Raw genomic sequence first — 12,532 nt, forward strand, 5'->3', positions numbered from 1 at the left:
CGGACAAAGCGGTCCAGGACCATCTCCAGGGACGAGATGAAGCACCCTGGGAAGCCGGCCCTGCATCCGCATCTTGGCGACCTGATCGCTATCGATGGTTCTCTGATCGATGCAGTCCCCACGATGCAGTTTGCCGACTACCGCCACGGTGCCAAGAAGGCGAAAGTCCATCTGGGGTTTGACATCAACCGCAGCATTCCCGAAGGGCTCCATCTCAGTGCCGGCAAGGCCGATGAGCGTCCCTTTGTGGCAAAGATTCTGGCGCCGGGGCAGACGGGGGTCATGGACCGCTACTACCAGTGCCACAGGAACTTCGATGAGTGGCAGACAGAAGAAAAGCACTTCGTCTGCCGGATCAAAAAGAGCACCCGAAAAACCATCATCGAGGAGCGACCGATTCCCGAGGGGAGTCATGTTTTCCTGGATGTCATCGCCCTGCTTGGTACCAAGGGGCAGAACCAGACGGAAAAGCCGGTTCGTGTCGTTGGCTACCGTGTTGATCGCACCGACTACTATGTTGCCACGGACCGCTTCGACTTGACTGCCGAAGATGTAGCCCTTGCCTACAAGCTACGCTGGGACATCGAGATCTTCTTCGGCTGGTGGAAGCAGCATCTCAACGTGTACCACGTGGTGGCCCGAAGCCCCCATGGCCTGATGGCCCAGATCCTGGGAGGGCTCATCACCTATCTGCTCCTGGCTATCTACTGTCACGAGGAGCATAACGAGAGGGTCAACATCAACCGGGTCAGGGAGTTGAGGATCAAGATCCGCAATGAACTGGCCCAGATGATGACGGAAATCAGCAACAGCGTGGCCCAGGGCCTGACTACCAACTGCGGCGCTGCAGGGCCACCTTCAAATGCAAGTCCTTAACCGGACACTGCTGATTTTTTGTGGTCCACGTAACTACTCACCTCGCAAGAAGACACACCACGTATCACCTCAGAATCAAGGTTCCTGTAGACCTCCCCAATCACTTCAATGGCAAGAAGAAACTCAAGAAACCCCCGAAAACATCAAGACTTACTATGACACACAAGCTGTTGAGGGTCGAGCTTGGGACACTTGAGAAGACCTTTGCTCATCTGAGGATTACAAGGAGCCGGCCAACATCCACGCGAACGCGACAGCTTAGACCTTTCCAGTAATGCAGTGGAATTACTCAATACAGTTGATAGAATCTCTGGTACATGGACGTAATGCGGGAGTGTTCCCGCCATACGCGCAGAGTCTGGTCCCAAATGGCTAACGCGCCGGTATAAAGTCGGCTTTCAGATGATGCGGAGGGTGCTGTCATGGACGAGCGAAAAGAGTACGTGGAAAAACTCTCGGCACAAATCGTCGAATGGGATGCACAGATCGATCGGCTCAAGGACAAGGCGGAAAGCGCCACGCCCGAGGAGAGGTTCGACTATCACAACACGATCACGGCATTGCAGCTCAAGCGGGATGAAGCCGCGGAAAAACTGCAGGGTATATCTGCCGCCACCGATGATGAGTGGGAAGACCTCAAAACGGGAACGGAGCAGATCTGGGGCGAGGTCAAATCCATTTTGCGCGACGCTATCAAAAAAGTTACGTGAGCACAGCCCTGAACCGCCCCGCTAAGCAAGACCGGTTTTGACGGGTACACGGGGCATGCCGCATGACTGCAGTTTCCCATTCTCGTAGGGATTGATCAATTTCACTTCCACACAGGTCTTGCCATCAAACTGTATTGATCTGGAGAGGATACGAATCATGGCCAAGGAAAAACTCGTTGTCATCGGCGGAGATGCCGCGGGTATGAGCGCCGCATCCCAGGCGAAGCGCCGCCGGCCCGAACTGGAGATCGTCGTTTTCGAGCGAAGCCCCCACACGTCCTTTTCCGCGTGAGGGATTCCCTACTACGTCGGCCGGGTTGTCGACGAGGAAGAAAAGCTCGTTATCCGTTCCCCGGAAAAGTTCCGGGAGAAATATGGAATCGATGCGAGGGTCCTGCATGAGGTAGTGGAAATCGATGCGGCACAGGGAAAGGTGCGGGTGCGCGATCTGCAGCGCGGCGGGTCGACGTGGGAGTCCTATGACCAGCTTCTGATCGCCACCGGCGCGGTCCCCCTCTGCCCGGACCTTCCCGGCTCCGATGCCGTCGACATCTGCGGGGTGAACACCCTTGAAAGCGGCCTGGAGATCCGCAGGCGTCTCGACAAGGGAGGGATGAAACGGGGGGTTGTCGTCGGAGGCGGGTACATCGGCCTGGAGATGGCGGAAGCGCTGGTAAGGCATGGCCTTGAGGTTTCCCTCGTCAACAGGGCACCGCAGGTCATGGGAACCCTCGACTACGACATGGGGGCCATGGTCTCACAGGCCCTGCGCGATGTGGGGGTCAGCCTGTATCTGGAGGAGACTCTCACCGCGTTCGAGGCAAAGGGGGGGAAAGTGACGGGGGTGGTCACGGACAGGCGCACCCTGCCGGCTGACATCGTGATTCTCGGCCTGGGGGTGCGCCCCAACACGGCCCTTGCGGCTTCTGCCGGCATCCCCCTCGGGGAGAAGGGGTCGATCAGGGTGAACGAGCGGATGCAGACCGGCGTTGCCGGTATCTGGGCGGCAGGGGATTGCGCCGAATCATTCCACCTGGTGAGCCGCAGACCCGTCCATATCGCCCTCGGCACCGTCGCCAACCGGCATGGGCGGGTCGCGGGAATCAACCTGGGAGGCGGCTATGCCACGTTTCCCGGGGTCGTGGGGACAGCGGTCACAAAAATATGCCAGGTGGAGGTCGCACGGACCGGCCTCCAGGAAGAGGAACTCAGAGAACTGGGGATCGAATGGAGCAGCGCCGTCATCAAGAGCCGCACCAAGGCCGGCTACTTTCCCGGCGCAGGGGAAATAACCGTAAAGGTGCTGGCGGAACGGGGAAGCGGCCGCCTGCTGGGAGGCCAGATCGTCGGGATGGAAGGGTCGGCCAAGCGGATAGACACGTTGGCAACAGCCCTTCATGCCGGTTTTACGGTGGAGGAGATGATCAACCTGGACCTGGGCTATGCCCCCCCGTTCTCACCGGTCTGGGATCCGGTCGTAGTCGCTGCCCGTGAGGTTGCAAAGGAACTTTAGGAGGAATCGGGACCGCCACCTCAAGGAAGAGTGGGGTCCATGCCGATGCCAGACCCGATGGAGAGATCAGTCAATTGGCCAGAGGAAGCTATCCTCCGGAGCAAAGGGTGGTTCCACGGCAGCCCCTTTCATAAGTTCACTGAGATAGCGCCAGAACCACGCCGTTACCCATCCACCCAGATCGAGCCGCTGGTAAGGGCTAACCCGTGCGCCCTTCGCGAGCACGTCGGGATGCTCGGCCAGATAGCCGGAAATCTCCACCTGCAAGACAATAAGCTTTCCCCGCCCATCCTCGACCTTCTGAAACGCGACGTCCAGGGCCCGCCGGTAGGGAGCGATCGTTTTCTGGTACTCGTTCTCGGCTTCGGCCTGCCCCGTCCCGCCGGCGGCAGCCTGGAGGCGGGCATGGGCCTTGCGGATCGCATCCCGGTGCTTAAGCCAGATGCCGCGCCCCTCCACGTTCCAGAACGGCACATAGGTTTCATTGAACCATTCTTTATGCATTTTGAGGAGTTCCAGATACTTGAGATCGAACTGGTAGTGGGGGGAACCGGGTTTGCCGATGGCGGCGCTGAAGAGTTCGGCGGGGGCAATCCGCCTGGTGTAGAGCTTCCAGAGCTGTTCCTTTATTTCCGCAGGCTTCCCCTTTGGGGGGGGAAGGTCAATAATACGGAACGGGATGTCCACGTTGGGAACGAACTGCGAGGCGGAAACCTCTCCCAGGAACTGCCGCTCGTCAAGGGGGGCGGGCTTCCGCGGGTCCCCCATCGCGTCGGTTTCCCGCCACTGCTTTCGCAGATCGGCCATTTCGGCTTGGCTCACGGGGATGAACTGGTCGTTGTGGACCACATACGCCGGGAGCCCCGTCCCGGTAATCACGAGCCCCACGTGGAGCGGAAGGCGCACGAACCGGAACTCCAGATCAAGCTCAGTGCGGACCAGGGAAAGGATATAGGCGATCCGGATGGCGTAGACCCCGCAATCATGAATGAGCTGGCCGGTCAGCGCCCGGGGGAAGGTGCGGTTCAGGTAATTGACGCCGAAATCCTCGATATTGTAAGGGGTATGGGTGGTGAAGGCGAGGAGGTAGAACGCGAGCAGGTCGATCACCTTGGCAAAGGCCTTCTCCCGTCCCACCTGTGGCTCCAACGCCCGGAACTTGGCCAGGAGGAAGGTGCGCCAGTCGTCGTTATTGTGGAGCCGCATCCTCCCCTTGAGGGACTGATCGATGAGCTCCCGGTTCTCCTTCGCCTCGGCCGTCACGGCGCCGGACTTGTCGCGGGCCTCGCCATAGAGAAGCTCCAGCACTTCGATCTGCTTGCGCCGAACCTGGAGTATGCGTCCAAGGGGAAGCTCCTTCTCCTCAGCAAAGGTCCCCCCCATCTCCCTTTCGTAGTATTCGATGCCGATGCTCCGTTTTTCCGCAGCCTTCCCCTCCAGAAAGATATCGAGGTGCCGCCCCTTCTTCTCGCTGAACACTGACTTGGTGACTTCCACGCGGAGGCCGGGAATTCTCTTCCCTTCCTCCAGTTTCCCCTCAGGCATCACCACGCCCTGAAGCCGCGCAAGCCTTTCCTTAGCCTCACCCAGCCGCCGGCCCCCCTTCCCCGTCTCAAGGTCGGCCACGGCCAGATCGAGCACTGCCTGGAAGGCCTTCTGGGTGCCGGTTGCCGCGGCCTTCATCAACTCTACCAGTTGCCCGTAATACCCGGACAGGGTATGCCTGATGCTGGGCGTGAGTGATCCGCCGAAGGCCGCAATTTCGGCATTGCTCCGGGCGTCCTCCTTGACGGCATCGAGGTCCAGGGCAGCAAATCGGTCCCGCAGCCACCGCAGCGCTTCGATGAACCCGTCCAGTGCCCCGAGGGCCCCATCGGCGCCGGCCGATTCCAGGGATGCCGTTGCCCGCTCCACGACGGTTTCCGCCAGGTACGCTTCTTCCGCGTATTTGCGCCACGGCGAGGTGTATGTCTGTTCCTTCCTCTGTCGCCCCAGAAACCACTCCTGGAGCTTGAGCGCCTCCCCGTGGCGTCCCTGCACCACCATCCTCGCCACCAACTCCCGGAAAACCGCATCGAAAATGACATAGGGGGCACTGACAGGGGGGTCTTCCTTTATGAACTCAGGAACTTGTCTGGCAATCTCTTTGGCGTCGCCCGCTTCGACGGCCTCGCACAGGTCCTTCAGCTTATTGAAAAAGCGAAGACGCTCCGGAAAGAGATTCACTCTCCCCGACTCCGAAATGCTCTTCTCTTCGCCGGCGATCTCGTCGAGCACCAACTGGTAGAAGACAGTCTTCCTGGCGGTGCCCTTTTTCCGGATTACCATCCCTTGCCGTGGATCGCCCCGGAGAATCAACCGCACCTGTCTGGACGAAGCCCCCTGGGGCAAGGATGCGCCAGACGCGGGATGCTGATTTTGCAAACCGGTGCTTTTCGGTTTTCGGAAAAAGACTTTCATAAGGCGTCCACGATTCAGGGCGCAGAGGGAGCGGTTGCGTTGCGGACCAGAAAGAGCTCCACCCGGCGGTTCAGGGTCCGGCCGAATCTCATGCCTCGCGTACCTCGCCAGGGAGTGAAGGCATCGGTTTGAACTCAGGAGGCGGAGACTCCATCTCTTCTATCCGGCATCTCCCACCTGTCTCAACGATGGCGCCTTCCCAGTGACCAATTTGGATGTAGAGGTCTTTTTGGTTTGGCACAGGCTGGCGATGGTAGAGGTCAGCCGTGATCTTGCGGCCCTTTTCAGGCCCTGTTTCGAGGAAGACATGATACACGTTTATCTTCCCGGACCCCCTCTCGCCTTGCTGGGCGACGACCAGATATCGGATACCGATATACCCATCATGCCTGTGAAGCACAGTCTCCGCGGGCAGACCTGACAGGGGGCCATATTGCCCGATAATCCGCAGGAGCGCCGTCGGCATGATCCATTCCTGAACGGCCTGGTTCAGTTCTTCCCCGGAACATGTGTTTCTTTGGTCTTCCTCAGGCTGCTGGTCTCCCTGGCCGACCCTTTGAATCACCTTTTTCCCGTTCTGCTGGACCGTATGAACCAGCTCATGGGCCAACAACTGCCGGCCCGCTGCGGTATCAGGTGCATAGTGACCTGCCCCGAACACGATGTCCTGCCCAAACGTGAAGGCCAAGGCGTTCAGCGACCGGACCGTCTCTTCGGCCGCTGAACCCGTATGGATCCGCACCTGGCTGAAATCGGCGCCGAAGCGGGGCTCGAAGAAAGCCCTCTCACCTTCGCCAAGTGGAACCCCGCCCCCCTCCAGGGCACGTATTCGCTCATCCAATTCGCCAGAAAGTGGAACTTCTCCATCACCGTCCGCTTTGAGACTGACGAGCTTTTCCTCTTCCTCCTCGGGGAGTTCACCGGCAATCGGTGCAGCCTCACCGGCAGATTTTGCCTGGACAGCGTCATTCTCGCGGCCGGTAAGCCCGGGGAAAACCGCCCCGTCGGGCATCCGCATCACCGCGTCCGCCACTTGGTCGGCCTCGCGCTCGTAGGCATCGTTGGATGCACCGACCACCAGTCTAGGCTGAATTTTGGTGCTGCGAATAATCTGTTGAACCTCCAGCCGATTCTTGCCTGGTGCCCCATAGAGAGAAACCTCTGAAACTGGCGTCCGTCGGACGAGACCAGGGCTGGTTTTCAGTTTGTCGGCGAAAGTTTTCATGTTCGCCTCCCTCTTAATTGTAAGCAGCCTGCGCCATCGCCATTTCTGTTCAGGGACCGCAGGGAGAACTCACGCCGCGCCCCAGGACCGACTGGACAATGGCGAACACCCGACGGCATCGCTCGGCATAGGCTCGCCGCTCATCATCGGAAAGGGTGCCCCACAGGGCGGGGGCGCGGAGCTGCCGCCACCAGCCCGTCGCCTCGTCCCAGGTGTGGCGAAACGGCTCCCGCTGGCCTGCCAGACCCGTCGCACGGCTGTTTTCGATATCCGCGAAAAAGGCATCCACCTCAAGGCGAACCCTCCCCATGGCCGTTGCTTCGGCGGGGCGCTGCCACTGGGTCGCGTGCCGGTATTCGTGGGTGATGGCGGTGTAGAGACGGACCACCAGCTCTCTGACAAGGTCTCGATTGGACGGGTCGATGAGGGGGCCGAAGGCAGTCGGGCCGATGAGCACCAGCGGCAGCGGGTCGGGGTTGAGCTGTGTTCGGGGATGCACGGTTATGCCGTTGCGGGGCTCACTCCGCTGTTCTGCTGGAAGCTGCTGCATTGCCCGCTGCCAGAGATCACTGTCATAGACCGGTCGGCCGCGCACCATTATGCTGAAATCGGTCCCTTTGCGCTGTCGGTCGGAGACTATTGCATCCACCATCTGCTGTCGCAACTGGTCGGAACGGGCCATCGGCATGTACGATTCCAGGTCGCTTACCGTGGCTTCCTCCAGGTCGGGGACAAGACGTGAGGGTCTGCCGGGGGTGCGCTGCAGTCGCTTCTCCGGCGTCCGGAGGCACTGTCGAATGTCCGCCGAATCTTCGCGACAGGTTTCGTCGGTGGAGGGAGAAACCGTTTCCTTCCCGTCATTGAGTTGATCATAGTCACCGGCCTGGATTGCCCCGGGGCGCACGATCCGGCGAACTGCCGCATCCGGAGTCAAATGGATTCCGGAAAGCACGGCATTGTTCCGGCCAACAAAAGGGCTCTTGGCGGCTGTATGAATACGGATCATTCCCATCGGGATCTCCGATCGGTGGTAAAAGTTAGTACTGCTCCGCTCGGCGCACCTTCAGCCCCTCACCCCACTATCCCGCGATGGTTATTCCAAGGTTGGCGGCCCGCTCGGAGCGCCCCGGGGGAGTGATGTTCATGAGGACAGCTTCCCCCTCGCTCCGGTTGCCGACATAGATGGCGGAACTCCCCATGACCACGGCGGCGTGGCTCCCTTCTATCTCGAAGACCGTCGAGGAGAGGCTGGTGTTCAGGAACGCCATCTGGTTCCCCTCGTGCAGCAGCGTCAGGTCGCCCAGCAGGGCGGAGGAGAAGAGGGACGGGATCGTCCCGCCGCCGCCAGCGACGATGTCCTGGATACGCTGCCGGATGGCGGTACTGACGTCGATCCGGGTCACGCGGCACCCCGTGGCCCGGAAGGTGGTCCCGAGGCCGCCGAACGTTGCCTTGCCCTGTTTCACCAGCGCGTCGAGCCCCTTTACCATGCCCGCGGGGAGAGGCCCTGCCGGATGGGTGCCGTAGAGGGTAACGATACCGAGGATATCGCACTCCCCAAGGGTCATGTCGGCGGCGGCATCGTCCACCACCAGGGCAACGGCGGGTTGCTCCCGGATCGCCTCCACGCGTATATTCCCGAGCACCCCGGCCAACTGGACCGGGCTCACGGTGGCCTGGCTCAGAAGGACAACCAATTCCTCGTAACTCTGGCGCTCCCGGGCCGAAAGGGCCGAGCCCAGTTCTTGCACTCGTTGGCCGATGGCCACCGCCAGCTTCCGGCGCTCCGCAGCCGAAAGGGCGGCCACGACCTTGGCCACCGGGAGCACCTTGCTGTTGAAGAAGGTCAGGTCGGGCACCTGATAGAGGTCAAAGAGCGTCGGGTTAATGTCAAACAGCTTGGAGGGCCTGGCGAGGCTTGCGGGGTTGGATGCCTCCAGCCTGAGGCCGTGCATGGCCGCCGAGCGGGCGTTGTTGAACCCCACGAGGAAGCCGTCGGTGACGACCCCGTGGACCTCCACCCCCTTCAGGGAAACGTCGCCGCAACGGTCGAAGACCAGCGCCCCGGTCGGCGCGTCGCGGGTGATGACCTCCATGTCCGACAGACAGACTGCCGTGAAGCCCCTGAAGCGGAGCGGCCCGTTCAAGAGGTGGAGCCGCGTGCCATGGCCACACCCCGACAGGCAAATGGTAACGCCGTCGACCTTCGGTTCGACGAGTTGACCGGGAAACTCATGATCCCCAGCCAGGAGGCAGAGGCAGATATCCCGCGTCCCCTTGTCGAGAAGGGTCTTGAGGGCCTCCTCCAGGGTGGCGAAGAGCCCTCCCTCCTTCCCGACAGTGATGCGGCAGCCACCGCCGCCACCGGAGGGACGGGAGCAGAGAGCGTCGAGGGCCTCCTGCACCGTGTCGATCCCCGGTTGGTTGAGATAGGTGCAGGAGCCCCCCGGCGTGTAGGCGATCTGCCCCGCGGTGACGTTGCAGAGGAGCTTCAGGGCATCCTCCACGGTGGCAACGGTCTGTCCCTGGTAGATGCTCGTGTCGCACGGCTTGGCAAAGCCGATCTGCCCTGCCGTCACATTGCAGAGGAGTTTCAGGGCATCCTCAACCGTGGCGATGGTGCTCCCCTTGTAGACGCTTGTATCGCAGGGCTTCGCGAACCCCACGTGGGAGGCCTGGATCTCACAGATCTTGTCGAGGGCCTCCTTCACGGTACCGACAAAACCGGCGTAAAGCCCCTTCGTACACGATGCGGTGTAGGCGATATGCTCGGCGGCCAGCTGGCAGAGGCGGTTCAGGGCCTTTTCCACGTTGTCGTGGCTGGCGTCGAAGAGGCCGCTGGAGCAGGTGGTCGTGTACCCAACATCGTGGGCATGGAGGTCGGTGAGTGGCGGAAAGGCGTGGCGCCGCTTGTCGGCGTCGTTCTCGAAGGGAACCACCGTCCCGTCGGCCTGGACCCGGGCCAGCCGCAGGTAGTGATGGACGATCCCCCGGGGCTCGGCGCCGGTCAGCACCGCATCGCCCGGATCGAGGACCGCCTCCCGCACCATGCCTAGCCAGAAATCGCCGGCCACGAAGGTCTTGCCGGCCAGGTCAAGGGTGAGCTGCAGCGCCTCCAGGTTTATTTGGACGCTGGAGCCGAGCGTCACGTGGCCGGGGGCCGTGGCAAGGCCGCCGGTGGTGAGGGTAACCCCCTTATCGACCCCTGTCACCAGTGACCAGACGGAGCCCGTCCGGGTCAGTTCACAGAAGCCGTCCCAGCGGCGGACCAGCTCCTTGGGCGGGGCAACGGGGATCTCGTAGGCGGTCTTAATGGTGCCATGGGTGGGCGTAAACCCCGTCCCCAGGAAGACCCCCAGGTGCTTCTCGGTGGTGAGGTTATGGAATTCATAGACGTAGTTGGAGGCCACGAAGCCCGGCGGCATCTTCTCCACGGCCAGGGCCTCGTACTGCTCGGCCCCATTCTCGCTGGACCACTTGAGGATGAGGCGGGTGGGGTTTGCGGCCGTCCCCTCCACGGCGTGGACCTCCAGCCGGAAGAGGTAGCTCCCGACCCGCCCCGTACCGGCGGCGATGAGGCCGGCGCAGGGGTCGCAGGGATCCCCCGCCTCCAGGTTCGCGTGAAGGGCAAGGGAGAGGGTGGCGTTCCCCCGTTTCGGGATTCCCGTCTCGGGGTTTACCGCCTCGGGGCAGCTCTTCACCTGGAGTATGGTCTGGGTGCGGGTGCAGGTGTCGGCCCCGTGGAGACCCGGGTCCCGGAGCGCGCCGTCCTCCAGGGAGGTGACGACCCGGTCCCAGACGTCGGCATAGACGATGAATGGCCCAGTGGCGGGAAACGCCGGATAGCCCGGCAGGTCGGGCTGGGCGCTGGCCGGAAGCGGAGCGCTCCCCGGCAGTTCCGCCCGGATGCCGTCCACGTAGAGGTCGCCGGGCTGGATCTTCCGGTCGGCCGTGATGGCGACGGCGCCGGTTCGGGGCGAGCCGTTCCCCACCACATCAGCGAGGGCCTGGAGGAGCTGCTCCCGGCAGACGGCCACCAGCTCGTTCCAGTCGGCGTCGGTTATCACCCGCCCCTGCTGCTGGTGGACGCCGGTGTAGCGTTTATCCGGCTGGAAACTGTCGCGTGAGATCTGAGTTTTCATGGGCTACCCCTGAGTATAGAAATAAAATTCAATCGCACGGCGGAAACGGCATCCGGTGCAGCCGGAGGTCCGGGACGATGACCGCCTCCATCCCCACCGGGAGAAACTCTTTCAGCTTGTCCAGCACCGCCGCCATGAGGAGGCTGTAGCGCCAGCCGTGGTGCGCCCCCATCTCACCGCCGTCCTCAGCCCCGAAGCGGACCGCCTCAGGCGTGGCCGGATGGAGCACTCCGCACCCCGGCTCCCCGAATTCGGCGGTGCGTCGCACCACCTCGCCCCCCTCGTCGAACTCGAAGGCGTAGAAGACCGGCCGCTCGGTGGTATTGCGGTGGGTGAGGAACGCCGTCGCCAGGACTCCCTCTGGAACTCGGGAGAACCGGACGCAGTGGGGATTTTTGAGCAGGGCGGGCTCCAGTTCCAGTTTCCCGGCGAAGAGACAGTCGCTGGCCTGAAGCCTGCCCACTTTGCAGATGTCCAGCACGGTGCAGTATTCGAGACGGGCCAGGCCCGGGACCGTCATCTTGTCGAAGAGGCACTCCTGCGCATCCACCACCGGCTCCTCCATGGCTCCGGCCGGGGCGGTAACATCGAGTGTCCGGACCGCGCACCGCCTGAGCTTAAGCGTCCCGGCTGCCACCGTGAGGGTACCGTCGATGACAAGATCCTCCAGCAGGTGTTCCGTATCCTCGTCCAGAAGCATATCCCCCGCATGGACGGTAAAGAGCCCCGGCTCGAAGAACCCGAGGGGGGGTGGCGCGTGAAGAATCACCCGCTTGGGATGAATGTGCCCCTGGCGCCAGTCGGGGGTCCGGAGATCGACGGTGCGGCGGGAGACGTCTTCGAAGCTGCCGGGGAAGCAGGGGGCGCCGTGGGGATTCACCTGGCGCCACCAGACGGGCGTTCCGGCAAAAGTGGTGAGCTTCGCGGCGGGGTTCGCGGGAAACTCGCCGGCGGCCACCGCCACCTCCATGGCCCGGGTAGGGTAGCGGAAATCCGTAGTGGCCGCGGGAAGGTCGGGGTGCCGGGCCGCCCAGAGGGGATGATCCTGGAAATCGTCGAAGCGGGGGTCCTCCCCCAGTGCCCCGGCCGGAAGCTGTGGCATGCCGATGCGGGGAGTGACGGCGCTCCGCCGCCACCCCTCCTGTATCTCCACCTCCATCTGCCCCACCGCCTCGGCGATCTGCTCGATGGCCGTGAGGGTTCCCTTGCGCTGCCGCCACGCAACGGCGTTGGCCACCTCGTCGCGGCGCCCCTCCTCGTCCGGGGAAACGAGGCGCACGTCAAGGAGCTGGGCAAAGTAGGGGATGAGCCAGGGCTGGCAGGAGAGCCCCGCCGGCGGGTTGTCGGGGAAGGAATCGGCCAGGCGCTGGTCCAGGGTGGCGCGGATCCGGTCCAGAAGCTCGCCGCAGGCATCGAGAAACCGCGCCAAATCCCCCTCGCCCCCGTACTCCTCGCTGTCGCGGGTGCGGTAGACCTCGGGAAGGATGCCGTAGAGCTGCGTGCCGGTGGAGGTTGTCGGTTTGTCGGTGGCCATTGTTGCCTCTCCAGTACTCCAAAAACATCTGAAACACAGAGCAACAGAGCAACAGAGCAACTGAGATAACTT

General features: G+C 62.4%; 8 protein-coding genes and 1 pseudogene. 4 read left to right on the forward strand and 5 right to left on the reverse strand.

Features of this window, described 5'->3' with window-relative positions; all coding sequences use genetic code 11:
- Positions 1-54: 54 nt before the first annotated feature.
- The 4 genes and pseudogenes from KJB29_RS12565 to KJB29_RS12575 form a co-directional block, all read left to right on the forward strand.
- Positions 55-786, forward strand: a pseudogene (locus tag KJB29_RS12565) (IS4 family transposase); the annotation flags it as partial.
- Positions 787-896: 110 nt separating this feature from the next.
- Entirely contained in the window at positions 897-1,151 is a 255-nt protein-coding gene (locus tag KJB29_RS19865; RefSeq protein ID WP_425514119.1) for a DUF6538 domain-containing protein, read from the forward strand.
- 147 nt (positions 1,152-1,298) lie between these two features.
- Positions 1,299-1,586: a sll1863 family stress response protein gene (locus KJB29_RS12570; RefSeq protein WP_215734842.1), complete on the forward strand. Its 288-nt coding sequence runs from the start codon at positions 1,299-1,301 to the stop codon at positions 1,584-1,586.
- Between the two features lie 157 nt (positions 1,587-1,743).
- Positions 1,744-3,099, forward strand: a complete 1,356-nt coding sequence (locus tag KJB29_RS12575) for an FAD-dependent oxidoreductase (RefSeq protein WP_215734843.1) — start codon at positions 1,744-1,746, stop codon at positions 3,097-3,099.
- Between the two features lie 66 nt (positions 3,100-3,165).
- On the opposite strand, the gene KJB29_RS12580 is transcribed toward KJB29_RS12575, so the two are convergent.
- From KJB29_RS12580 to KJB29_RS12600, 5 genes are all read right to left on the reverse strand, one after another.
- Positions 3,166-5,463, reverse strand: a complete 2,298-nt coding sequence (locus KJB29_RS12580; protein WP_343213565.1) for a hypothetical protein — start codon at positions 5,461-5,463, stop codon at positions 3,166-3,168.
- 184 nt (positions 5,464-5,647) lie between these two features.
- The gene (locus KJB29_RS19395) at positions 5,648-6,784 is read right to left on the reverse strand and encodes an eCIS core domain-containing protein (protein WP_246561309.1); all 1,137 of its coding nucleotides are present in this window, start codon (positions 6,782-6,784) and stop codon (positions 5,648-5,650) included.
- 49 nt (positions 6,785-6,833) lie between these two features.
- Complete coding sequence (locus KJB29_RS12590; RefSeq protein ID WP_215734845.1) at positions 6,834-7,796, reverse strand: hypothetical protein; 963 nt, start codon at positions 7,794-7,796, stop codon at positions 6,834-6,836.
- 67 nt (positions 7,797-7,863) lie between these two features.
- Complete coding sequence (locus tag KJB29_RS12595) at positions 7,864-10,926, reverse strand: DUF6519 domain-containing protein (RefSeq protein ID WP_215734846.1); 3,063 nt, start codon at positions 10,924-10,926, stop codon at positions 7,864-7,866.
- A 28-nt stretch (positions 10,927-10,954) separates the two neighbouring features.
- Positions 10,955-12,460 carry a phage tail protein gene (locus KJB29_RS12600; RefSeq protein ID WP_215734847.1) on the reverse strand — a complete coding sequence of 502 codons (1,506 nt, stop codon included), beginning with the start codon at positions 12,458-12,460 and terminating at the stop codon, positions 10,955-10,957.
- Positions 12,461-12,532: the final 72 nt, after the last annotated feature.

The organism is Geobacter grbiciae (assembly GCF_018531165.1).
GTDB classification, from domain to species: domain Bacteria; phylum Desulfobacterota; class Desulfuromonadia; order Geobacterales; family Geobacteraceae; genus Geobacter; species Geobacter metallireducens.